This window comes from Moorena sp. SIO3A2, from assembly GCF_010672265.1.
Classification (GTDB): Bacteria; Cyanobacteriota; Cyanobacteriia; order Cyanobacteriales; family Coleofasciculaceae; genus Moorena; species Moorena producens.
The window spans coordinates 34,161-58,663 of record NZ_JAAHHC010000021.1 but is presented as its reverse complement, the minus strand read 5'-3'; the positions used below and the strand labels follow the sequence as shown (position 1 = coordinate 58,663).

The 24,503-nt window shown below is 44.2% G+C and carries 23 protein-coding genes and 1 tRNA gene; 12 read left to right on the top strand and 12 right to left on the bottom strand.

The window, feature by feature from the left end; translation table 11 throughout:
- Positions 1-275: 275 nt before the first annotated feature.
- A complete protein-coding gene (locus F6K64_RS22290; RefSeq protein ID WP_008183013.1) occupies positions 276-1,688 on the bottom strand; it encodes an amidase in 1,413 nt (470 codons plus the stop codon).
- 399 nt (positions 1,689-2,087) lie between these two features.
- Here F6K64_RS22290 and F6K64_RS22285 point away from each other — a divergent pair, with 399 nt between their 5' ends.
- The 6 genes from F6K64_RS22285 (at position 2,088) to F6K64_RS22260 (ending at position 6,880) form a co-directional block, all read left to right on the top strand.
- Positions 2,088-2,939: a DUF4058 family protein gene (locus F6K64_RS22285; protein ID WP_287262801.1), complete on the top strand. Its 852-nt coding sequence runs from the start codon at positions 2,088-2,090 to the stop codon at positions 2,937-2,939.
- 203 nt (positions 2,940-3,142) lie between these two features.
- A complete protein-coding gene (locus F6K64_RS22280) occupies positions 3,143-3,910 on the top strand; it encodes a hypothetical protein (protein WP_008183019.1) in 768 nt (255 codons plus the stop codon).
- Positions 3,911-3,941: 31 nt separating this feature from the next.
- Positions 3,942-4,322 (top strand): hypothetical protein, encoded by a 381-nt coding sequence (locus tag F6K64_RS22275; protein ID WP_008183020.1) that lies wholly within the window; start codon positions 3,942-3,944, stop codon positions 4,320-4,322.
- A 647-nt stretch (positions 4,323-4,969) separates the two neighbouring features.
- Positions 4,970-5,770 carry an MOSC domain-containing protein gene (locus tag F6K64_RS22270; RefSeq protein ID WP_008183023.1) on the top strand — a complete coding sequence of 267 codons (801 nt, stop codon included), beginning with the start codon at positions 4,970-4,972 and terminating at the stop codon, positions 5,768-5,770.
- 169 nt (positions 5,771-5,939) lie between these two features.
- On the top strand, positions 5,940-6,227 hold the full coding sequence (locus F6K64_RS22265; protein WP_075873702.1) for a hypothetical protein: 288 nt from the start codon (positions 5,940-5,942) through the stop codon (positions 6,225-6,227).
- Between the two features lie 458 nt (positions 6,228-6,685).
- A complete protein-coding gene (locus F6K64_RS22260; RefSeq protein WP_008183027.1) occupies positions 6,686-6,880 on the top strand; it encodes a hypothetical protein in 195 nt (64 codons plus the stop codon).
- Positions 6,881-7,020: 140 nt separating this feature from the next.
- Here F6K64_RS22260 and F6K64_RS22255 read toward each other — a convergent pair.
- The 3 genes from F6K64_RS22255 to hisF form a co-directional block, all read right to left on the bottom strand.
- Positions 7,021-7,093 (bottom strand) — tRNA-Ala (locus F6K64_RS22255).
- Between the two features lie 77 nt (positions 7,094-7,170).
- Positions 7,171-7,383 (bottom strand): hypothetical protein, encoded by a 213-nt coding sequence (locus F6K64_RS22250; RefSeq protein ID WP_008183028.1) that lies wholly within the window; start codon positions 7,381-7,383, stop codon positions 7,171-7,173.
- A 126-nt stretch (positions 7,384-7,509) separates the two neighbouring features.
- Positions 7,510-8,280 carry an imidazole glycerol phosphate synthase subunit HisF gene (gene hisF / locus F6K64_RS22245; protein ID WP_008183030.1) on the bottom strand — a complete coding sequence of 257 codons (771 nt, stop codon included), beginning with the start codon at positions 8,278-8,280 and terminating at the stop codon, positions 7,510-7,512.
- Positions 8,281-8,321: 41 nt separating this feature from the next.
- Between hisF and ruvB the strand changes: the two genes are divergently transcribed.
- Positions 8,322-9,413 carry a Holliday junction branch migration DNA helicase RuvB gene (gene ruvB, locus F6K64_RS22240; protein ID WP_008183032.1) on the top strand — a complete coding sequence of 364 codons (1,092 nt, stop codon included), beginning with the start codon at positions 8,322-8,324 and terminating at the stop codon, positions 9,411-9,413.
- A gap of 77 nt (positions 9,414-9,490) precedes the next feature.
- Positions 9,491-10,312, top strand: coding sequence for a tetratricopeptide repeat protein (locus F6K64_RS22235; RefSeq protein ID WP_008183034.1), 822 nt, complete (start codon positions 9,491-9,493; stop codon positions 10,310-10,312).
- Positions 10,313-10,450: 138 nt separating this feature from the next.
- Here the strand turns inward: F6K64_RS22235 and F6K64_RS22230 are convergent, their stop codons facing one another.
- On the bottom strand, positions 10,451-11,905 hold the full coding sequence (locus F6K64_RS22230; RefSeq protein WP_044492840.1) for an MFS transporter: 1,455 nt from the start codon (positions 11,903-11,905) through the stop codon (positions 10,451-10,453).
- A gap of 1,580 nt (positions 11,906-13,485) precedes the next feature.
- Here F6K64_RS22230 and F6K64_RS22225 point away from each other — a divergent pair.
- The 3 genes from F6K64_RS22225 to F6K64_RS22215 are packed head-to-tail and all read left to right on the top strand — an operon-like array spanning position 13,486 to position 16,544.
- Positions 13,486-14,742: an ABC transporter substrate-binding protein gene (locus F6K64_RS22225; RefSeq protein WP_008183038.1), complete on the top strand. Its 1,257-nt coding sequence runs from the start codon at positions 13,486-13,488 to the stop codon at positions 14,740-14,742.
- 3 nt (positions 14,743-14,745) lie between these two features.
- Positions 14,746-15,702 carry a carbohydrate ABC transporter permease gene (locus F6K64_RS22220; RefSeq protein WP_008183040.1) on the top strand — a complete coding sequence of 319 codons (957 nt, stop codon included), beginning with the start codon at positions 14,746-14,748 and terminating at the stop codon, positions 15,700-15,702.
- A 14-nt stretch (positions 15,703-15,716) separates the two neighbouring features.
- On the top strand, positions 15,717-16,544 hold the full coding sequence (locus F6K64_RS22215; RefSeq protein WP_008183042.1) for a carbohydrate ABC transporter permease: 828 nt from the start codon (positions 15,717-15,719) through the stop codon (positions 16,542-16,544).
- A gap of 184 nt (positions 16,545-16,728) precedes the next feature.
- On the opposite strand, the gene F6K64_RS22210 is transcribed toward F6K64_RS22215, so the two are convergent.
- Complete coding sequence (locus tag F6K64_RS22210) at positions 16,729-17,571, bottom strand: TIGR01548 family HAD-type hydrolase (protein ID WP_008183045.1); 843 nt, start codon at positions 17,569-17,571, stop codon at positions 16,729-16,731.
- Positions 17,572-17,745: 174 nt separating this feature from the next.
- Between F6K64_RS22210 and F6K64_RS22205 the strand changes: the two genes are divergently transcribed.
- Positions 17,746-18,045: a 30S ribosomal protein PSRP-3 gene (locus F6K64_RS22205; protein ID WP_008183046.1), complete on the top strand. Its 300-nt coding sequence runs from the start codon at positions 17,746-17,748 to the stop codon at positions 18,043-18,045.
- 280 nt (positions 18,046-18,325) lie between these two features.
- On the opposite strand, the gene atpC is transcribed toward F6K64_RS22205, so the two are convergent.
- The 6 genes from atpC to F6K64_RS22175 form a co-directional block, all read right to left on the bottom strand.
- Positions 18,326-18,736 (bottom strand): ATP synthase F1 subunit epsilon, encoded by a 411-nt coding sequence (gene atpC, locus F6K64_RS22200; RefSeq protein ID WP_008183048.1) that lies wholly within the window; start codon positions 18,734-18,736, stop codon positions 18,326-18,328.
- Positions 18,737-18,866: 130 nt separating this feature from the next.
- Complete coding sequence (atpD, locus tag F6K64_RS22195) at positions 18,867-20,315, bottom strand: F0F1 ATP synthase subunit beta (protein WP_008183049.1); 1,449 nt, start codon at positions 20,313-20,315, stop codon at positions 18,867-18,869.
- Positions 20,316-20,634: 319 nt separating this feature from the next.
- On the bottom strand, positions 20,635-20,952 hold the full coding sequence (gene minE, locus F6K64_RS22190) for a cell division topological specificity factor MinE (RefSeq protein WP_008183051.1): 318 nt from the start codon (positions 20,950-20,952) through the stop codon (positions 20,635-20,637).
- A gap of 91 nt (positions 20,953-21,043) precedes the next feature.
- Complete coding sequence (gene minD / locus F6K64_RS22185; RefSeq protein ID WP_008183054.1) at positions 21,044-21,838, bottom strand: septum site-determining protein MinD; 795 nt, start codon at positions 21,836-21,838, stop codon at positions 21,044-21,046.
- Complete coding sequence (gene minC / locus F6K64_RS22180; protein WP_044492862.1) at positions 21,835-22,629, bottom strand: septum site-determining protein MinC; 795 nt, start codon at positions 22,627-22,629, stop codon at positions 21,835-21,837. Before minC ends, minD begins: the two co-directional genes overlap by 4 nt.
- A 189-nt stretch (positions 22,630-22,818) precedes the next feature.
- The gene (locus F6K64_RS22175) at positions 22,819-24,141 is read right to left on the bottom strand and encodes a four-carbon acid sugar kinase family protein (protein ID WP_008183058.1); all 1,323 of its coding nucleotides are present in this window, start codon (positions 24,139-24,141) and stop codon (positions 22,819-22,821) included.
- Positions 24,142-24,503: the final 362 nt, after the last annotated feature.

Here is a 24,503-nt window from a genome sequence, read left to right as displayed (position 1 = left end):
TTCTATATCCCATAAGGTACCTATTATCCCCCTAAATCCCCCTTATTAAGGGGGACTTTGAGGTTGACGAGCGTACCTCATAACTGCGAGAAACGCTATAAATATAATCAGGACTTACGCCATAACTATAACTTGTTGGATGGGGAAATAACTCATATGTGGCGTAAGTCCTGTAAATTTTAGATTTTATAGCAGTCGAAGTCAAGGTTAATACATATTTCTGTTCCCTGTTCCCTATTCCCTGTTCCCTTTAAAGCCAAATATTATGTCCTAAACTATACTTCCGTTGCGATAGTGGGACGATAATCACTCCAAGGGTTTGCAGCTTCCAACTGAGCCGCTAATGCCAATAGTGTTGCTTCTGATGCTGGAGGTCCCACTAACTGAATTCCGAGAGGTAAGCCCTTCTCATCAAAACCAGCAGGAATTGCGATCGCAGGAAGTCCAGTAGCATTAAATGGTGGACACGGTCCAATCCAATTAATAATATTCTCCAAGGTTTCTTCATAACTCAAATCGTCCCACTCTCCGACCCGAATCGGTGGATGTAAATAAGTAGGTAACACTAGCACATCATAGTTGTTAAAGAATCCCACAATTTGACGCGCTATAATTTGTAGCTTAGTCACCGCTTGTAAATATTCCCCAGCAGAACCGGATTGTTCAGCAATCCAGCGATTCATCGGACTTAAGGCTTCTAAGGGAATTCCTGCTGAGGTTACCCCAGCTTGCCATACTGTCTTAAACGGTTCGACTATGTCACTGAAATCTGGACAACCCGGTTCAACCAAATGTCCCATCCCTTCCAGTCGCTGCATGGTTTCCACCACAATCTTTTCACATACAGCTGACGCTGCTCCCATCGGTTTAATCGATGTGGCAAAACTAATCCGCAAATTATCCAGTTGTTGATGGGTAGCCTCTAGAAACGATATCTCTGGGTCAGGTAACCAGTAAGGGTCTCCAGTAATATAGCCAGACATCACATCCAGTAAGGCGGCTGCATCAGCAACCGTCCGTGCCATCGGACCAATACTGGCAATACCACTTTGAAAGTCCCCTACTGGAGCGCAAGAAATACGACCTCGTGTCGGTTTAATCGCCACCAAACCACAGCAAAAGGCTGGACCGCGCAGGGAACCGCCACCATCGGAACCTTGGGCAATGGGAGATAAGCCAGCTGCTACTGCTGCAGCTGAACCGCCACTGGATCCCCCTGGTGTGTAGTCCAGATTCCAGGGATTGCGAGCCGCTGGAAATCCTGGGGGTTCGGTATAGGGTAACGAACCCAGTTCAGAGGTAGCAGTCTTACCTAAAATAATGAATCCAGCTTGCTTGATCCGCGTGATTACCCCATCATCATACTCAGCAATATTGTCTTTGAAGGCAGCAACACCAAAAGTACAAGGGAGTCCTTCTACAGCCCTGAGGTCTTTAATCGCAATCGGGACACCAAAAAATGGAGGGAGTTTAGAGGTATCGGTAGTTTCGGCAAGTTGTTCGGTTTTAGCTTTAGCATCCACAAGTGCCATGTCAGAAGCCACAGTGAAGTAACTCCCTAGTTGAGGATTTAATCCTTCGATCCGTTCAAGGTAGAGTTGGACTAATTCCAGGGGTGATATCTCACCCTTGCGGATCAGTTGGGCTTGGTCTAGAGCTGGAGTAAACGCTAGGTCAACTTGATTCATAATGCTTGTTTCCCATAAACGGATGCTAATTTGCCAAAAAAAAATGCCTAAGAGTATTACTTACCAATACTTTTAGGCATTGAGATGCTAGTTAGTAAAACTGAATTCTTAAAATCTCAAAGCTATACAGAGTAGGAGTTTGAGAGACTGTTTGTTAAACGTTGCTTAAATCGAAGGCTACAGCAGGTTAGGGGGTCAGCCCAGACCATAGCTGTCTTAAGATTAATTTTATTTAGAATCTATTATACCATTGAATTTTATAAATTGGTATAACACATCGTTAAATTCTGGTGATTTTCCAGAAGTTTCCCAAAATTACTGGCCAGGTTGCAGGTACCGAAGAGCCAAAATTTTTCGCTAACTTAGGTACTATACCACTTCACAGCCTCAATACACCAGATGCCTTCACCTTTTCCTGGGATGAATCCCTACCTGGAGAAACCTGAATATTGGTCACAAGTTCACAAATGGCTCATTGTCCTGATTGCCCAAAGCCTTAACCCCCAGCTACGTCCTAAGTATCGGGTAGCAATTGAGGAAAGAGTCTACAACGCTACTGGTGATGATTCGATGCTAGTAGGAATTCCTGATGATGTAGTGGTTCAAAGTTCTCAAAGCAACCACCAAGATCCGTCACCCCTGGTTACCGTTGCTGCTCCTAGTGTTAAACCGATGAAGATTGCTCTACCGATGACTGAAATGGTTAAAGAGCGATGCAGCGCGGTCTTGGGGGTTCCCCCCATGAGCGACTGCATCAAGAAGTGGTATTTAGAAGTGCGAAAGCTAGAAACTGGCAAAGTAATTACTGTCATCGAAATTCTTTCTCCCAAAAACAAACGGTCTAAGGCCGTAGGCCACGCTACGCGATCAGAAGGGCGCAGCAATTATGAAACCAAACGGCAAAAAATATTAGATAGCTTAACCCATTTAGTGGAAATTGATTTACTGCGTCAAGGAAAACCAATGGCTATGAATAATCAAGCCTTCCAAAGCCACTATCGCATCGTAATCAGCCGTTCTCAAGAACGTCCCCAAGCCGATTTATATGCTTTCAATCTCCCCCAAGCAATCCCTTCCTTTCCTTTACCTCTCCAACCAGAGGATACAGAACCTACGGTTAATTTACAACAATTATTACATCAGCTTTACGACCAAGGGAGTTATGATTTAGCGATTGATTATAGTCAAGACCCTCCACCACCTTTATCGACCGCAGATGCAAGTTGGGTAAAGCAAGTCTTGATTGAATAGTAGCCTGCAGCTGGTTCTATATTGGAGTAATATCAAGTTCGGTTAATCCCTTACGAAATAATCCCTAATCTTAAACTACAAATTAATAATTACATAGTACCAATTAGTAGGCAAGGTATATAATAATTCTTCAACCAGACATGATATAATATTATCATGCCACGTGAGTTATATATTATTCTTGGCAATAGACACTAATAATTATGCAGTTTCGGACTCATAACAACTATGAAATTACTGAGCTAATAGCTCAACAACCTTCGTCGTCACCTGCACCGCAAATAAATAAAAGCACCAGAACAAACGTGCAGTCAGAGGATCCTATTACCATCATCATTGCTTTATTTAGTTTACTTGTATCTATAGCTGTAGCTTATACATCAAATTTTAGAAAAGCTAATCTTAAGCTGTCTTTGGGAAGAAATATTATATTTTTTCCTACATACCTTACTGACCCAACTGGTGATCAAAAGATTGTCGGATTAGGCTTCAATCTTCCCATAACTTTCTACAATTGGAGTCCTCAAGGAGGAACCATTAAACGAATTCGTTTAGTTGTTGGAAGAAAAGATAATGACAATTTTTATGACATGGCATGGACTACTTTTGTTAAAATCGAGAGTGGAGGAAATTTTCAAGATGAAAATCTAGCTCAACCGATTCCAGTACAAGCACGTTCTTCAGTCAATAAAATTGTTCGGTTCGATTGGAGTCCTGAATTAGGAGGAAAAGAATTTGATTTACAAGTTGGCAACTACGAGTTGAGGATTTATGGATGGACACAGAATACACAAAAACCTGACTTGAAGTACATTGCTTCTTTTAGCCTTAAGGAGCAACATTATCAAAAATATAAAGACAACATAGCTGCTAACCTGACTGCATCGATCTGGGTGTCCCTAGACGAAAACGAAAAACCCAATCAGTTTGTGTCTAGAAACACGATTGGTGTGCTTTACTCTAAAAAGTAAGTGTCTCATTGATTAAGGAGAAGATTTTATTATGCCTGGAGATAGCAATACATCCAATTTCAATATTAGTCAAAGCGTTTATTACGCTAACAATACAGGAGGCATAGCTGGAAATTCTGTAACTGCTGATCTATCAATAGCCAACGAGCATAAGCAAACCCTAGTTGAAGCAGCAGAAGAAATCCAACAACTTCTAGACCAAGTCTCCCAGACTAATCCCACTACAACAAACAAAGAGAAGATGATAGTTGTAGGTGAAGTTGTTGACAAAATTGAGAATAACCCAACACTAAAAGTTAAGGTAATCAATTCCCTGAAATCTGGACGAGTAGAGGCATTCAAGGAATCGATTGACCATCCGCTAGTGAATATTCTGATGGCAACTATTGAAGGGTGGCAGGAGGTAGAGTAATTGCTTAGGATCGTTGCAACACTTTACCATAGTAGACCTTAGGGGGGAATTAGGATAGGGTAGCGATCGCCTGAATAATTCTCCTTTATTTCAATTAATACTAGAGAAAGTAGACTGGATCAATGATGTTTTTACAAAGATGAGATGCGCCCACTCGGGGCAAACCCTCTATATTTGGCTTAATAGCATAAATTAGCTGCTATTATAACTTAGCGATCGCTTAACTACTTTCTTCTACTAAAACTGAAAGTTTATTACGTTTGTTTAAGGTAAGTAACAAAACCAACATTAGCGATCGCTTGCTCGGATTAGCGATCGCTTTCCTTGATCTGCCCGGTATTATTAGAAATTAATTAATTTATTAACTCTGATAAGATGAATTTGCCCTGTGACACCTACCAAGTTTATAAAAAAATGCTTTACTTGATCGAAATAGTGACAACTAGGATAAAGCTGATGGAGTCTTGATTATTCTTGGTATATCATTCTTTATCTCTTATTTCTAATAGATTAGAACTATCGCATTACTTTAAAAAAGTGGTAGACTGACTAATGACACTAAACTGATGTGCATTAAAATTGGTTATTACCTGTTCCCTGTTCCCTGTTCCCTGTTCCCTTTGAGGAATTTAGGTATCTCAATCTAAATGCTGAACAGCTTACCTTACCTTAAAGCTATCTATATCTACCCGATTAAATCCCTTGATCGGATTGAACTCCAAACCGCAACTCTCCTCAAAAGTGGTGCCCTAAAGCATGACCGGGAATTTGCCCTATTAGATCAGCAAGGTAAATTTGTCAATGGTAAGCGCCATGCCAAAGTTCACTTGCTGCGGTCGGTCTTCCATATCCAATCCCAATTGCTATCCCTACAGATTCAGGGCACAAACCAAAACATTACCTTTCATATTGATCACGGGCGAACTGCTCTGGAAGCTTGGTTAAAGGATTACTTCGATTTTCCAGTTAAAGTAGTGCAGAACACCAGCACTGGTTTTCCAGACGATACCAATGCTCTTGGTCCTACTATTATTAGTAGCGCTACCATTGAAACCATTGCTTCTTGGTTCCCTGAAATAACTGTTGAAGACATACGACGTCGGGTTCGAGCCAATCTAGAAATTGGAGGAGTTCCTGCTTTCTGGGAAGACCAATTGTTTACCGAATCAGGGCAATCTATTCAGTTTCAAGTAGGGGAAGCTTTGATAGAAGGAATTAATCCCTGTCAACGTTGTATTGTTTTAGCACGAGACTCTCAGACAGGAGAGGCTACTGATAATTTCCAAAAGACTTTCATGGCGAGGCGCAAGGAAACCCTACCATCCTGGACAACCAGCGCTCGTTTCAATCATTTCTACAAATTAAGTGTGAATACAAACGTGCCTGCTTCTGAAGCTGGTAAAGTCTTGCACCAAGGGGATCCCATCCAAATCCTTAAAGGAGCGTGAAGGTTGACTAGACTTTTTGCAGAAGTCGGGAACAGGGAATGGGGCACAGGGAACTGAGAAGAATTGACGGAAACAGTGTCTTGATGCAGTCGCTCATGGCGCATGGGTCTGTGTGCGGAACTTGCTTCCGCACCTGTCTTGATGCAGCGCGGTCATGGAGCTTTCCCCCATGACCGCGCTGCATCGCTCTCCAGCCCCGTGGAAACAACGGCAGTTGCTCATGGGGGAACCCCCTTTGGCGGCACTGCCTCCCCAAGACCGCACTGCCTCCCTAAGACTGAGCTGCATCGCTATCATAAAAGCGATGCAGCGCTATAATCCCAAATTGGGTTCAAATCCTCAAAAGCGATCGCTTATAAACAAAGTGATTAACGTGACAGCTCCTAAACTGATTCTATTGAATCAGTTTAGGCTTCCCAGCCAATCCAGCTATTGCTTAGGAGGCGCTGGGCTTTAAGAACGGACTGCCCTGCCGCTCTGTTTTTGTTTGACTTTTTTTTGAATAATCTTTTACCAACAAACCAGCATTTAAGGCCGTAGGCCACGCTACGCGAACGGCTTTGCTTGTTAGTATACATACTATAACACATCAAAAGGCGCGATCCAAGAGCAGTTTACCTGCCCATTGGAACGTGCGCCTTAGGTCTTTTGTTAAAGACCCTGTGCAAAATTCATCCCACAACAAGCGTGAAACGTGAGTGTGGGATGAATTTTGCCGGAAGCTAAAGTGATCTCAACTGTCAACCCTAAACCGTGAACCCTCAACACCAATCAATATCGGAAATTTTATTAAATAAAAATTTTTGACTTTTTTGCGGATTCGTCGCTCTGGAATTGAAGTAGAGATTTAGGTACATCTGAACAAACAGAAGCCAGACAAAACCTCTACCTACCAAATGTTTAAACCTCAGAGCAATGAATCATCAGTGGAACAATGTATTTCTGAAAGTCAGCACCTGGCTAGTGGCTGAGATCATCCTAAATTTGATTGGTCTAGATAACCTCGCCGATTACGGCGAATTCGTCTTCGATAAAGAGGTTTTAATCTCAACATCTCACCATCAAGTCTCACGGATTTTCCCCCCTCGGCACTCCCAAAACTTGTTTTAAGAGTTTCCCGCCAACCGTCAACCGTCAACCGTCAACCGTCAAAAAATTCTAACCTTATTACTGAAGACTGATAGCCAAGCTACCCTACAGCAACCCCTCAGGCTAAAAGACTTCAGCCTTTAATCAATATTTAATCAATATGGAGCTAAGCGGATTCGAACCGCTGACCCCCTCAATGCCATTGAGGTGCTCTACCAACTGAGCTATAACCCCGTAATTTTATACTCCATTACCTAGTATACCTTGATAGCTCAGCTAAGTCAAGTAGTTTCAGAATGAAATTATCTCGATCAGTAGAATACGCTGGGAGACTGAGCCATTTGGGTAATATACCCCATGCAGCTGTTCATCAGAAAATAAACCACTAACATAGCTGCCGCTGACATGGCTACTAAGGTACCAGCCAGCATCAGAGAGAACTCTTGGGTATCAAAGGCTTCCTGCATCAGGTGCAGTGACCAAGCCACCAAGGCGACATCAAATATTAGAATTATCACCAGCATTTTTTACAAAAATTAATATTGGATCCATATTTAGTTTAGCAGCTATAAAAATCACTGCAAACCATTAAACTACTTAATACTACACAACAAAACTTAAATCTTTCGGAAGAATAATCCATTAGTTTACTATGGCAATCGCACCGGAATTTGGTGTTGGTTCAAATAGGTTTTAATTTCAGATACACTCAGTTGCCCGTAATGCAACAGGGAAGCTAGTAACGCGGCTTCGGCTTTGCCCTCAGTCAGGGCCTGATAAATATGATCGCAGTTGCCAGCACCACCGGAGGCAATCACTGGAATTTCCACCTGTTCAGCCATAGTGCGCGTTAGCTCTAAGTCATACCCAGCCTGGGTTCCATCCGCATCCATACTAGTAACCAGAAGTTCCCCAGCTCCCCGTTGTGCCACCTCTTTTGCCCATGCGATCGCATCAATACCAGTGTTCTCACGTCCTCCTCGCACATAAACATTCCAACCAGGATTATCGGGATCTTCCCGACGACGAGCATCAATAGCAACTACAATGCACTGATTACCAAAGCGATCGCTGGCTTGATTAATAAAGTCTGGATTGCGTACAGCAGCCGAATTTATACTAACTTTATCGGCTCCTGCTCTTAATAATAATTTAATATTTTCCAAAGACTGGATGCCACCCCCCACGGTCAAGGGAATAAACACTTGTTCGGCTGTACGGTAGACTACATCAATAATAATGTCTCGGTCTTCATGGGTAGCAGTTATATCCAAAAACACCAGCTCATCTGCACCAGCATCATTGTAAACTTGTGCTAATTCCACTGGATCACCAGCGTCCTTAAGATTAACAAAGTTGACCCCTTTAACAACTCGCCCAGCTTTTACATCCAGGCACGGTAAGATTCTCTTAGCCAGCATAAGTAAACTAAGTATGAAGTATGAAGGATGAAGTATGACCCATGGCCATAACGTCTTTTAGACAAAAGTACCAAAACCCAGATAGAGAACCCAAATCTAGCAAGAAACGAAAAGGTCGCGGGTTACCCCGTCAGAGGCAAAGCGATGGTGACCTACTACTAGCAACGGCTACCGCTGAGGAAATTGGTCATCAGGAAGAGAGTATTAGACCACAGCGCTTAGCCGACTACATCGGACAAAAAGAACTCAAAGGAGTTTTGGAAATTGGCATTCAAGCCGCCAAAGCCAGAAATGAGGCCATGGATCACCTGCTGTTGTATGGACCACCAGGATTAGGGAAGACAACCATGTCCCTAATTTTGGCAACTGAGATGGAGGTGAATTGTAAAATTACTGCTGCACCTGCCTTAGAGCGTCCACGAGATATTGTGGGGCTTCTGGTTAATCTCAAACCTGGGGATATCTTATTTATAGACGAAATCCATCGTTTGTCACGCATGACAGAGGAATTGCTATATCCAGCCATGGAAGACTATCGATTGGATATCACTATTGGTAAGGGTCAGAGTGCCAAGACCCGCAGTATTCCTCTGCCGCAGTTTACCTTAGTGGGGGCAACCACACGAGTAGGTTCCTTAACCTCACCCCTACGCGATCGCTTTGGTATGATCCAACGCTTACGCTTCTATGAGATCGATGAATTGAGTTTAATTGTAACAAGGACAGCCCAACTGCTAAAGGCAGCAGTAACGGAAGACGGTGCTGAAGAAATTGCCCGTCGGTCTCGTGGCACACCTCGAATTGCTAACCGACTTCTGAGGCGAGTGCGAGACTATGCTCAAGTCAAAGGCATTGAGCAAATTAACCAGGATGTAGCAGCTCAAGCCATGGAAATCTTTAATGTAGACCCGATGGGGTTAGATTGGACAGACCGACTGGTACTCAAGGTAATGATTGAACAATTTAATGGCGGACCAGTTGGTTTAGAAGCAGTGGCAGCCTCTACTGGAGAAGATGCTCAAACCATTGAAGAAGTTTATGAACCCTATCTGTTACAAATTGGTTTCCTGCACCGCACACCTCGGGGTCGCGTCGCCACCTCAGCAGCTCGGAAACATTTGGGTTATGAGTAGTAGTTAGTAGTTAGTAATTAGTAGTTAATGGTCAGTAGTAAGGAATATCAAGATTGCGGTCTCACTTGAAATAATATATGAAACGCTTGATTAGGATTTTACTGATTTTACTGCTTGTCGTTTTATCGGCTGCTACGATAATCACACCCCCAGCAATGGCGCAAACCCAATTCCCAGAATTGACTAAGGCTCAGATAAAACAAATTAACCAGTTAAGGAAAAAGGCATTTGCTGCTACGAATCAGGGGAAATTCCCAACTGCTGAAAATTACTGGACTCAGCTAATTGAGCTGTTACCAGATAATCCCGTCGGTTGGAGTAATCGGGGTAACCTTAGAGTCAGCCAATATAAATTAGAGGATGCGATCGCAGACTTTACTCACGCCATTGAGTTAGCACCAGAAGCCACTGACCCTTATCTAAATCGCGGTGCCGCCTATGAAGCACAAGGGCGATGGCAAGATGCCATTGCTGACTATGAGCGATTGCTAAAACTTGATCCCAATGATGCCATGGCTTACAACAACTTGGGGAATGGGAAGGCAGGACTAGGCCAATGGACAGAAGCGATCGCAAATTACCAAAAATCCATCGAGCTAGCGCCCAATTTTGCCTTTGCCTATGCTAACTATGCTCTGGCTCTCTATCAAATTGGTGAAACCAAAGAAGCCATGGGCATTATGCGCAATACTATCAGAAAATACCCCCAATTTGCCGATCTGCGAGCTGCTTTAACAGCTGTGTTGTGGGCTGACGGAAAACGGGGGGAAGCTGAGAGTAATTGGGTGGCAGCCGTTGGTCTCGACAAGCGCTACCAAGACTTGGACTGGGTAGAGCATGTCCGCCGTTGGCCACCAATGATGGTTGAGGCGTTAGCAAATTTCTTCAACCTCAAATGAAATTAACCTGATCCACCTTAGCTTTTCTCAAGAGTCATTACTTCAGGACTTACGCAATAATTTTAGGTCTTAAGGATAATTTTAGGGTGTGTTATTAACGCACCCTAAACTCATAACTCTTGACTAAACTATTGATTATCAAGCACCCTTGCGAAGCAGCAGTTGTTTGAGGTTCCGACCCCGTGGCTCCCGGACAAATGCCAAAGGTAAAAGGGTAGCCAATCGCACCACTGCTGATAGGGCAAATAATGTTGGCAAACCACCGAAGTGAGGCAACTCGGCTAAAAAGCCACCAAACATACTACCTATAGCACCCCCTAATCCGGCTGATGCTGCAGCTGCTGCAAAATAGGTGGAGGGTTTATGAGCTGGTGATATCTCGATTTGGATGTTATTGGCACACAGGTCAATGGCTGCTGCAGCTGAACCTGTCCCGAAGAATAAAAGGGGTAGCCAAACCCAAAGAGCGAGAGTTGTTGGACTGCCGATCCCAAGCCAAAGTAAGGGAATCACGGATAGGAGAATCCCAACCATCACTAGTACTGGACGATTTCCGATCAGGTCAGACAACTTACCCCAGTAGATCAGCGTCAATAAACTTGCCCCAGCCATCAGACTAGTATAGAGAGTTACCCAACCCACATCTAAGCCCAAATTGTCGAGCAGATAAACATTGAAAAACGGATTGCTGAGGGTGAAGGCAAACATCCACAATCCAAAGTAGAGTACAAAGATTAGGAAGTTTGAGTCTTTCAATAGGGCAGCATAATCAGAGGGCGTCGGCTCCTCAGACTCTAAGGTTTCATCAGTAGTCTCATCAGTAGTCTCATCAGTCTTGGCAGTCTTCTTTGAGGGTATCTGAGGAGTGATATCTACCATGAAGAACTGAAAGAGTAGACTGAGTATTCCAGCTACGATAGCCAAAATCAAGATTACGCCATAGCCTTGAACTTGCCCACCGTCCCAGCTAGAAACAATGTATCCCAGTAGGGGAACACAAAGTAGGTTGGTTAAATTAGTAAAGCTATTGCGCAGTCCAAAATAGCGCCCTCGCAGGCGAACAGGAACTAACACCGCCATCCAGCTAGACCAAGAGGGACTACCCAAAGCTCCAAAAATGTGAGTGATCAGGTTAATCGCCAGTGTGCACAACACTAGATGATGAGCTGGAGCCAGACCAGTGCAGAACATCCCAATGCCTACTAGGACAAATAACCATAGTAGTCGCGAAGGAATGAAGGTTTTGATGATAAACCAGTGGCGACTGTAGGATCGGTCAGATAAATAAGCACCAATAGGCTGTAGAAAATTCGCCAGTAGAGGTATCCCTGAAAGAATACCGATTTCAAAGTTGCTAGCACCCAGTTGCAGCAAGAAGTTAGTGAGGAAAACCTCAGCTGTGATACAGGAGAAGAAGGTGGAAAACACGCCGTCAAGGGTGGCAGCCCTCAGGCTAGAGCGAATCTCTCCCTTGGGAATTTTTTCAGTAGGGCTAAGCGGCGGTCGTGCTTCCTTGTTTAGGGGCTTGAGCAACTTTGGCAATCGCGGCAAAGACGGAGCTTCTGGGGCGACATCGGATATGAGTCTGAGCATAGCGGTTCAGGTAGCTAGATAGAGAGGACTTAAATGGCGAATTTGATGGAGACGAGTAAATCGTATTGGTTCAGGTAGCACCTGTACTGGATCGGCAGGCAGGTCGAAACTCCTATGCCATATCCTCCCTATAGCATCCCCCTTCTTGATGGGCGTAGCGTGCCCATAGCGTAACCCTCTTGGCTTGCTCTTAAATCCCCCCTATACCCTCTTGTAAAACCTCCTTCGGCTAAAAGGGGTTTTACAAGAGGAGTCTATGCCATTTACATCACTAGGGAAGTAAGACTTGCTTACTCTCGCAGAAGACCTACCATAGGCTTCCGTACTCCTGGTAGAGTCCGGTAAGGTCTAGCTCCTGCGACATCTGCTATACACTCCGGTAACCCTTACTTTTCGAGAAGGGCTACTTTTCAATAACACTTATTCTCTAGCCTTCACCCAACCCCTTAGAAATACGAAAAGTAGTACTTTTCTATAATCCCTAAGGGTTACTTCCTAAGGGCTATGCCCTACGGGGAGAGCTATGGTCATGACGGGGTATAGCAGCGGAGGCTACGCTATTCAATTAACGGGGGAGCAAGGGGGCTAGACATGGATCATGAGGAAAAATCACGCCAATGCCCTATTCCCTTGTTTAGGAATCCCGATGTAGTCAGAGTCGATATCTACATATCAATATCTACATATCAATATCTACATATCAATACTGACCTAAGTACAGCTGTTGCCTTTTTTATCCGTGGGGCAACAGGGTACCTTAAAAATACTATCTCAAAAAAAGTAAAATATTGCAACAAAAATACACTTAAGTATATTCACTGAAATCTTTCATCTGACCGATCCTGCGCAAGAGCTCCCACTACCTGGCTACCGAAAAAAAAAGGCGGGATCGCCTTCATAGTCTTGATCTCCGGCTTACGTAGTTGAGTCAGTTAAGAGCGTAGCCACGATGGGGAGCATGGTTAATCATAATTAAAGCTAAAGATAAGTGGTGGTATAATAAAGATAAGCAATAATTAAAGTTGGCTACTAACAGCTAGCTTTACCCGAATAAATATGGCTACTAACAGCTTTACACCTTAAGAAATAAGGTGAGTAAACAGCTAGATAAAATGTCCCAGAGTCTACCAAAAACTCTGATTATTTGTTAGACTTAAATTAGGGGAACACCGACAGGGATTATTATGTAACTTAAATTAAAGCCGAAAACCAAGGTAAAAATAGTTGCGCTTAAATCCCGGTGGAACGAACTTTTTTGACATTTTTATGGCGCTCGCGGGATATTCCGTCAGAGAAGCGCGGAGATACCCCCTGGATGCGAAAGCATCTTGCCTTGGCGGGCTAAAGTCTACCTTGGTAGATTTTGGTAGCTAAAAAGGATCGGACACCTTAAGAAATAAGCTGTAGAAAGCCATCTTGGATACCTTAAGAAATAAGCTGTAGAAAGCCATCTTGGATGTCGAGTTATCTCAAGAACCATATCATCTGTATTGACTAATTATTTCTAGGTGCATAGCCACCTCCTCAGACGGGAAACAAGTTTTCCAGGGGAGGTGTGCTTGCCGTCCTTACTTATCATCATGAAGCAAATCCTTTCGAGATGTCTAATTTTAGTATCTCTAATTCTGTTCCTAACTGGCTGTAGCCGCAGTATCGCCAGTGACATTTCCACTGTGACCCTCAGCGGCTGGCAGAGCAGCCCGGAGGAAAAACAGCTCCTTGAGCAGGTACTGAGGGAGTTTGAAGCATCACATCCTGGCATAAAAGTCAAGTTTGAAGTCATCACTGACCAATATATGGATGTCATTAAGACTCGGTTGATTGGTGATGCTGCTCCTGATGTCTTCTATGTAGACGCCCTAGATGCTCCCTTACTCATGACTCATGGAGTCTTGGAGCCTCTTGATGATTACATCACCGAGGACCTAGATTTAGATGACTTTGCTCCCCATCTCTCGGAAGCCTTCCAATCCTTAGGCAAAACCTACGGATTGCCTAAGGATTTTACAACCCTTGCCCTTTTCTACAATAAAAAATATTTCGCTCAACTCAGTATAACCGACCCTCCCCAAACCTGGGAAGAGTTAGAGGACTATGCCAATAAATTGACCAGGGATAGAACTCACAATGGCAGGGTTGACCTATATGGGTTGGGCATCACCCCAGAACTCTCTCGTCACTACTTCATGATCAAAGCCTTTGGTGGTGAGTTAGTTGACCAGAAGGGCAAGGCTGTCTTCGCGACTCGCCAAAGCCTATCAGGTCTAACGCCTTTGATGGATATGTATCGACAAAACCACTCTGCTGCCCTAGCCTCAGACGTTGGAGCTAGTTCTGGGAGCGAAATGTTTGGCCAAGGGAAGGCAGCAATGGTTATTGAAGGTAGCTATGCGATTCCTTACCTACAACAGACATTTCCCAAGATTGAGTTTGCCACTGCGGAAGTTCCCAGTATCGGTAACCACAAAGGAAGCATGGTTTATACCGTTGCTTATGTCATGAACAAGCAAGCTAAAAATAAAGAGGCTGCCTGGGAACTGATTTCCTATTTGACTGGCAAGGAAGGGATGAAAGCTTGGGCGAAGGGAGGACTGGCAATCCCGGCTCGGAAATCGGTCATATCAGAACTTGGCTATGAACAGAATCCTCTGTACACCCCCTTTATCAAGGGTGCTGAGTACGCCACGATTTGGCAAGGGGATGAAAAATTGCCAATATTTATGACCCATTTCGACAATCAGTTTCTTAGTGCTTTACTGGGTGAGCAATCCTTGAAGTCAGCCATGAAAAAAGCACAACAAACTGCTAACAAAGAAATTCAAGCGAGTAACTACTAAAAAATGTCACTAGCTAAAGCTAAACTTGGAGTTGACCAAAACGTCAAATCGAGGGATGTCAAATTGAAGGGATTTTGGCAGAAAGCCAAAGTTAGGGAAGCTATATCTGGCTACCTCTTCATGGCTCCTACTATTCTAGTTTTAGGAACCTTTTTGATTGCACCAATTATCTATGCAATCTTCCTTTCCTTCCATAAAGTTGAGATTTTAGGAGGGCTGAGTTACCGATTTGTTGAGTTAAAAAATTTCCTTCGTACCTTTGAGGATGAGCGAGTTTGGATTGCGCTCAAAAATACAATTGAGTATGTCATTATTGTTGTTCCTTGTCAAACAATCCTGGCTCTGGTTTTAGCTCTAGTCCTCAATAAAGAAATTAAAGGAAAAAAATGGTTCAGGATTATTTTCTTTCTACCGACTGTCACTTCCTCAGCGGTTTTAACCCTGATATTTATCTGGATTTATAATTCTAATGGTCTACTTAATGGATTACTAGACTTCTTCGGTTTACCGACCTATAACTGGCTAGGAGACCCAAGTGTGGCGCTCAAATCCATTATGATTATGAATATTTGGTCTACAGCACCGTTTTTCATGGTGATTTACCTGGCAGCGCTGCAAGATATACCTAGGTCCGTTTATGAGGCGGCAAAACTTGATGGTGCCAATGAGTTCGATCAATTCATAAATATTACTGTGCCTTTACTCAAGCCAGTTACATTTTTCGTTATGGTTATGGGTGTCATCGGTACATTTCAGTTATTCGACCAGTCTTACATCTTCTCGGGTGGCACCGGTGGTCCAAACAACTCAACCCTGACGGTTGTGCTTCTGATCTACCAGTATGCGTTTAGAAGTCTGGATATGGGTTATGCCGCTGCACTGGCATTAATGTTAGCTGGTGTAATTCTAGTAACAACACTGATTCAACGCGGCTTCTTTAGAGAAGAAAAAGTGAATTAGGAGATCAAATAAGAGTGAATAATTTTCGTTGGTTCAGAGGGATATTTTATAGCATTCTTATCCTCTATGCCATTATTACTTTTTTACCTTTTGCTTGGGCTTTATCAGCCTCATTTAAACCCCTTGAGGAAATTATCGCTGGCGGTTTGAATTTTATCCCCCATGATTTTACCGTCGATAACTACCGCAATATTTTCATTGAATCCCCTTTGTTTGGGCGCTGGTTTTTAAACAGTGTCTTGGTTGGTGTTTGTGTAACAGGGTTGAATATTATATTTAACTCAATGGCAGGTTATGCCTTAGCCAGAGTTAAGTTTCCAGGTAATTCATTATTGTTGGGAATAATCTTGGCAGTTTTGATGATTCCTGGACAAGTCACCCTAATTCCTGGTTATTTAATCTTAAAGTCTTTGGGATGGCTCAATACCTACCAAGGATTGATTGTACCGAGTGCAGTGAATGCCACCTTTATTTTTATGATGCGGCAGTTCTTTATCAATTTTCCTAAGGAACTTGAAGAAGCTGCTGCCTTGGATGGATTAAGTCGCTGGGAAACCTTTTGGCAGGTTGTCCTGCCTTTAGCCAAGCCAGCTTTGGCAGCACAAGCTATCTTTATTTTTATGGGGTCTTGGAATAATTTCTTAATGCCCCTAATGATTACCTCAGATCCAGGAATGTTTACCCTTCCCTTAGGTTTAAATACCTTTAAGGGGCAATACATTAGTTATTGGAACTACATCATGGCAGCCTCAATGGTCTTTACTATACCGGCTTTGGGGATTTACGCCTTCTTCAATCGTTACTTTATCTCTGGGGTAACATTTACTGGCTCTAAAGGATGAGCTGTTGAAACGGTAAAGGGTCAAGTCCCACTACACACACAGAAATAAATACAAAAAGGACAAGGTCAAGACAGGGAAGCTCTTGACCTTGTCCTTTTTGTTTTCGTGAACCTGTGAATTGTTTAACTATTGACTATTGAGCTTTAACCTCAAGGAATCTAAAGCTTCAAGTATTAACTGTCCACTAACCCTGATGTACGATTTTCTCAATCTGTTCAGGAGTCAGCTGCTCAACATTATCAAAAACCACTGTTGCACCAGCAGCTTTTAGCCTATCTCCATAAGCCTCCCGCTGTTCTGGTATCTGCTGCACATGAGGGGGTAAAATCCCTACCCCAACCCAAACTCGTTCTGGATGAGAGTCTCTGGCTTTTTCAACAGTGTACATGTCAGCAACTGTGTCACCAACGTAGATAACTGGCAATTTCACCTTAACTTGATGCTCCTGTTCTAGCTGTAGAACTACGGCAAACAGTCCTGTCGGGTCAGGCTTACCAGGAGCATCCTCCATCGCAATTAAAACAGGCCGTTCGAGACCGAGTCGTCCTTCTAGGGCATAGTTCGCTTCCTGTCGTGTTGCCCCACTGAAAAACCCCCAAGGAATCCCTGCTGTTGTCAAACTCTCTAAATAACTCGGTTGTAACAATAACGGTTCGTCGCAAATGTATCCAGTCCAATGGTTGGGATCTTTTCCTCGGTAGCGAGAATTGAAAAAATCAACAAGGGCTTCATAGTCGAGAGAAAAATGCGATGCTCTGGAAGAGCCGCTACGCGAACGCGTTTTCCCTTGAGCCTCAAAGTATCGATAAACTAATTCTTGCGATGCATCCCAGTCGTTATTCCATAGCCCTTCTGATTTAAGTTGGTCAATCTCTACCATAGTGGGTCGATAGGCACCACCAGTGTAATGGTCTACTGTATCTGCGATCGCTCTACGGTAAGAACCACTAACGTCACGCACCACGCCGTCAATGTCGAACACCACTATGGCATTCAAGTTAGGAATGAATGTTTCTGAACTAGGCATCATGCACGCTTGGGCTAGGCTCGCCAATATTGCCGATAAACACCAATAGTACCAACAATTTAACCAAAAACCTATCCCTGAATCTTGATCAGGAACAGTCTTATTGCGCTAGAATCATCAATTGTACAATAGATTATAGTTATAGATAACGTGGGATATCTGAGGGAGGCCTGATTGTCAAAATTTCTATTAAAAGTTCTCTGGCTAGATGAGAATGTAGCCCTGGCAGTTGATCAAATTGTCGGCAAAGGCACCAGCCCATTAACTTGTTACTTTTTCTGGCCCCGGAACGATGCCTGGGAACAGCTCAAGGATGAGATGGAAGCCAAACACTGGATTACTGAAGCTGATCGCATTGAAATCCTCAACAAAGCCACTGAAGTGATTAACTACTGGCAAGAGGAAGGTAGGCGTAGACCTATGTCTGAGGCTCAGGCTAAGTTCCCGGAAGTCGCTTTTACTGGTAGTGCTTAATCCAGCCTTGCTGATTAATCTAATGATTGAGGGTAATTGGGAATTGGGAATTGGTAACTGACCAATCATCCGACCATACTTGAGATGATTCCTTAGTTCAACAACGCCCTTAATCCAACGCCCTTAATCAAATTACCTTAATCCAAGTAAAAGACTGACGGTAACCAACTCCAGACGTTCCCCTACCCCCCTGTTTCGGGGGGTGTGGAGAGCGCTGAGCTTATAGGGTTTACATCCCCTCCTTACTTCGTTTATGGGGTTGGAATTTACCGTTGCGTGACTAAACCATGCCACCAGCAGCTTGAAAGCGAGCACGGGCTTTCTTATAGGCTTGAGTTGCTTGGATTTTTTCTTGGGTATTCTCGTCGCTTTGAAGTTCTTCTAGACGAGCTTTTGCTTCGTTGAAGTCAACACCTGCAGCATCCTTGTCAATTTCATCTGCGGACTCAGCACCATTGACAAGAATCGTCACTTCATTATCTTCAACTTCCACAAATCCACCCATAAGAGCAATTGGTATCCACTCTTTTTCTGAACGAATTCGCATCACACCAGTATCCAGCGCTGATAACAGAGGAGCATGATCACTCAATATACCTAGCTGACCGGTAGTGCTGGGTAAAATTATTTCTTGTGCTTGGTCATCCCAGACGGTTTTGTCGGGAGCAATAATACGAACAGTTAAAGCCATCAGCAGAATGAATTGTGTTTGTTGGACGTTGGCAGTTTAGCAGCTTGAAAGTTGAAGGTTACAGGTTGAAGGTTACAGGTTAACTAGGTTAACCTTCAACCTTGATAACCTTATTAGCATCAAACCTGACTTAACTCTTTAGTTTTTCAGCTTTAGCCATCGCTTGATCAATACTGCCCACCATGTAGAAGGCTTGCTCAGGAAGGTCATCCAATTCCCCCTTCAGAATCATTTGGAAGCCTTTGATAGTATCGTCCAAGCTAACATACTGACCAGGAGAACCAGTGAAGACCTCCGCTACAAAAAACGGCTGAGACAAGAAGCGCTCAATCTTGCGGGCGCGAGCCACTGTTAGTCTGTCATCCTCGGACAATTCATCCAAGCCTAAAATCGCGATAATGTCTTGGAGTTCCTTGTAACGCTGTAGAGTTGCCTGCACAGCACGAGCTGTTCCGTAGTGGTCTTCCCCCACAATGCTCGGTTGCAGCATGGTTGAATTAGAATCGAGGGGGTCAACAGCCGGGTAAATTCCCTTAGATGCTAGGCCACGGGACAACACCGTTGTACCATCTAGGTGAGCAAATGTAGTTGCTGGGGCTGGGTCAGTCAAGTCGTCAGCTGGCACATAGACTGCCTGAATGGAGGTAATTGAACCCTCGTTAGTGGAGGTAATCCGTTCTTGCAGAGCACCTACATCTGTTCCCAAAGTAGGTTGATATCCTACCGCAGAAGGCATTCTTCCCAAAAGAGCAGACACTTCCGAACCGGCTTGTACAAATCGGAAGATGTTATCGATAAACAGCAACACGTCCTGCTTGTTCACATCCCGGAAGTACTCAGCCATGGTCAACGCTGACAGACCCACCCGCATCCTCGCACCGGGGGGTTCATTCATCTGACCATAAACTAGGGCAATTTTCGACTCGTTTAGATCATCCGGGTTGATCACCTTGGATTCCATCATTTCGTTGTAGAGGTCGTTCCCTTCACGGGTACGCTCTCCCACACCGCCAAATACTGATACTCCACCGTGTTTCGTGGCGATGTTGTTGATCAACTCCATCATGATCACAGTTTTGCCGACTCCAGCGCCGCCAAAAAGACCAATCTTACCACCACGTCGATAGGGAGTCAGCAGGTCGATTACTTTAATACCGGTCTCGAATACTGAGGGCTTGGTTTCCAGCTCAGTTAACTTGGGAGCAGGGCGGTGAATTGGGAAGCGCTCCTCAGATTCTGCCGGTCCTCTGTTATCTACTGGTTCACCCAAGACATTGAAAATCCGTCCTAAGGTAGCCTTGCCGACGGGTACACTAATGGGGGCACCAGTATCAATAACTTCCATACCCCGCACCAGACCGTCTGTACCACTCATGGCAACAGAGCGCACTTGGTTATCCCCGAGAAGCTGCTGCACTTCGCAGGTCACAGCAACATCTTGTCCAGCTTCATTTTTGCCTTCAATTCTCAAGGCATTGTAAATCTGCGGCATTTTGCCGCTGGGAAACTCTACGTCAACAACCGGACCGATAATTTGGGCAATAGCGCCCGTGTTTGTTTGTTCTGCGGTGCCTACCATATTGCGCTTATTTAGTCAAGCTATTGTTACAGATTTTGGAAAACAGTCTTAACATTTAGTAATGCCACTCTCAAGATTACCATTGTTAGGGTTCAACCGTATCAGAACTTGATCCCAAATTAAATATAAACAGGACTATAGGTCCCATCCCTTAGGGGTGACCAGGCAAGCATCCCTTGGTTCATAATCACCTTCAAAGGTGATCCGATAATTGTTCAGCCAAGTAATAGGCTCAATTTAGCTATACACCCCACACCCGTTCGCCCCGTCAACTGACCTACGTTTCACGTAGCTTGTCACCCCTTCAGCTACTAGACACTTACTCTTCTTCTTCGTCTTGAGTGAAGCGTTGGTATTCTTCCTCTCGTAGCTTTTCCTTAACTCGTCGGATGGGTAGATTAGCAATTAGTGCTGTTGTCCGTTGGTTGCTTTCTAAGGAAAACTCTGACCCTTCCGAATCAATCTCAACGTAGCGAGAGACCACCTCCAGGATGTCTTGCCGCATCGACTCCACCATTTTAGGACTCAGGTCAGAGCGATCGTGGGCAATTACCAGTTGGAGGCGGCGCTTAGCCTCCTCACGGCTGCTTTGAACACTCCTCCAGGAAAAAAGTTGTTCTAGAATTTCGATAATCATGGGGCTTTTTGGAGTAGTGAATAATCACACAGGGGGAGAAGGAAGAGGCTCTTTGGCAAGACTAGTTGTTGGCAATTCACAATGTAAAACCTTATTGGAACAGGCGGCGTAAGCGGCTGATTAGGTTGTCGTGTTCTGCCATCAGGTCGAGGAAGGAAATATTTGCACCTTCTAAGCGTGCAGCAATGTTTTCAATGGCAATTCCAGGCAGAGTTTTCTTTTCTGATAAGATCAAGGGTTCACCCTGATTACTGGAGACAATCACCCGTTCGTCTTCGGGGATAACACCAATTAGGGGAATAGCAAGAATTTCTTGGACATCTTGAACTGACATCATCTGATCCGCTTTTACCATTGTCGCTTTCAGGCGGTTGACAATTAGGCGGGTCTGCTTGATTCCTTCCGCTTCCAGTAAGCCAATAACTCGGTCAGCATCCCGCACTGAGGTAATCTCTGGTGTAGCAACGATTAGGGCTTCAGTAGCTGCCGTAACCGCATTTTTAAACCCGCTTTCGATTCCTGCTGGAGAGTCCACCAAGATGTACTCGTAATTCTTGGCTAACACCCCCAACAACTTTTTCATTTGGTTGGGGTTAACGGCTTCTTTGTTACGACTTTGGGCTGCAGGTAACAGGACTAGTCCTTCCTGCCGTTTGTCTTTGACCAAAGCCTGGTCTAAGCGGCACTGACCTGTTAAGACTTCAATAGCCGTGTAGACTACCCGATTTTCTAGTCCCAACAGCAGGTCTAAGTTTCTCAAACCAAAATCTGCATCCACTAAAGCAACTCGACGACCCAAACGAGCTAGGGCTAAACCTAGATTGGCGGTAATGGTAGTTTTCCCCACCCCTCCTTTGCCAGAGGTGACAACAATAATTCGACTCATGAATTCAACGACAAGTGGGTTTTAGCAACATCAGCAGCTCTAGCAATACGAATCCCAACGGATGTCACGTAAGCTACTTCAGGATAGTACTGAAGTGGCGGTGTCTCCGGTGCCCTAGCTACAGCATCAGCAATCCGCAACTGGGTGGGTTCCATTTTTAATGCCATAATCCGACATTTTCGATTACCATTCGCACCGGCGTGGGCAATGCCTCGTAGATGCCCCCAAACGAAGATATCCCCAGCTGCAATCAATGCACCACCAGGGTTCAAGTCCCCTATTATAACAATAGTGCCAGGGTGACGAATCTCTATACCCGAACGTACTGTCATTTGTAAGTACAGAGGTTCTGCGAGTAATTCAGTAGGTTGATCAATCTTTTGATTCAAAGAGTACTTAGGAGTTTCTTGTTCTACTGAGTACCCAGCAGCTGCTGCAGCCACAGCGGTTTGTCGGCGCGTGGTGTAAACTCGCTTTAGCCTTAACTGGACTGCCCCAAGGGCATCAGCGATCGCTTGTAGCTTCATCCCATCCAGCAATTGATCCCCAGCCATCAGATGGACACTGGATTCAGGCTGCCAAAAGCGCTCTCCAGCATTGAGGCGATGCTTGAATTGTTCCCATAGGTCCGACCAATTGACAGTACTAGGGTTTTTAGTGGCTGGTGGCAAGATCAACAACAGCCGTTTCCCCTCACTTTTTAAGCGAACTTGCCCAAGGCAGTTAACTACCGAGTTGCGGTCGTTGGAAACCGTTGAAACTGGTGATGGTTGGGCAGAATCAGAAGTCATGCAACAAGGAGCCAGATTGGTTAACGCACCGAAGATAGATTCTTCCGTGATCATACCTTCTTCAGCAAGTTCTGGTGGATAACTGTTGAGAATTGTAGCTAATGGTGGTAGGGAGCAAAAGGGCAAGATACTTAAGAATACTATTGCTCTGTTACCCCACACCCACAACCGATATCCTGTCAAACATTCTTACTCTGCACTCAATCGACGGTAAACGGTCACCAAGCCATTCACATCTCCCACATTGCCAGGAAATAGCACTACAGGTAAATTATGAAACTGGGGATGGTCAGCAGAGGTTAGTACCATTGAGCATCCAGGAAGGATCTGACCCAATAGTCGTGCTGACCTCAAAGCCAGGCCAGTACTTAAGACATCATTGGAGGTAATACCCCCTTTACTGATTAAAAACCCCATATCTTTAGGCAATCCCCTCACGATATCCATCAATAAGCCTGAAACTACTGCTCCAAACGCCAGCCGTTTCTGCACATCCTCAAAAACCAATTCCTGACGAGAGGTATAAACCACCGGTGTTTTACCAGTACTGTGAATTTCCTGAACGCGCTCGAGAATACTTGCCAAAAGTTTTGCCCGTTGCTGTTCGGATTCATCCAGTAAATTGGCTACATTTACCTCAATCCCCTCAATCCCAGATGCTCCCAATAGCTGCTCCAGCTGTTGAGTAGTCTTTTTAACGTGGGAACCCACAATCACAACTCCTGGTTTCCCCTGTCGGACATACTGAGCCATATTCATAGGGGCTACCGGTTGGAAGCCAAGACTAGCAAGGGAGGTTAAAATACTAGCAGCAGAACGAAACAGAAAGCGTTTCCCTTGGGCAGCAGCCCTTAGGACATCTGCCGCAAATTGATCTAAATCCCCTTGGGTTTCCCCATCCACAACGCCACACTGGTTATTGGTAAGTTTGAGAAGACGCTCCAAGCTACTGTTACGAATATCTGCTAGTAAAAACCGCTCTACTGCATCAGCCTTGATCTGACCTTTGGTCTTTTCTTGGACATAATCGGGTAAATAACTATGGCGATATCCAAATACCGAGTCACGGGCAAACTCGGTTTCATGCACTGGCGTTCTAATACCATCAATGATTAGGTAATGGACACTATCGAGAGTGACTCGTCCGCCCTCAAAGAATGCGGGGACTAAGAAATGGGCATCAAATGGTCCGACTTCTTGGGCGATTACATCAATTTCGACAGGATAATGCCCCCGCAAGGTGGAGTCAGAGCGACTGACTACCATAAAATCTTTAATTCCTTCAGCGTCTATGGCCATTTTGAGGTTATGGCAAACTTCCCGAGTCACAGTTGCTGCTTGCTCTGGGTTAAGAGCTCTGGTATTAGTAAGAATAAAAAAGATTGGGGAGTTATCCCTTAGTCCCAGCCGCAATGTATCCACATCCCAGTGCATCAGCAACAAGCAGCTGTGAACTGTCTGGGAGCCAGTCGGGTCATCATCAAGTACAATAATTTTTGGTTTTTTGCTCATTTCCCAAGCCTGTCATTAAAGTCAGTTATTTACCATGGTAATCGGGAATGGGTAATCGGGAATGGGTAATTGCTGATTGTGATAGTAATGGTTATAATGATTAGGACATAAAGCTAAAATTATCGATAAAAATATAGCAGATAATCTAGCACAATTACATCAACAATTAAACAAAAAAAAAGGTCAATTTCGAGCATTTACTACGTAAAAATACTGTAATAATATTTGTAATAAATTACTGAACATCCCTTACCACGAATTAGCAATTATTAAAAATATCTATAAACTTAGTTATAGTTGATAAGCTTTTAAAAATCAGCTATAATTATAGTTATAGAGCAGTGCTAACTGATTATTAATAA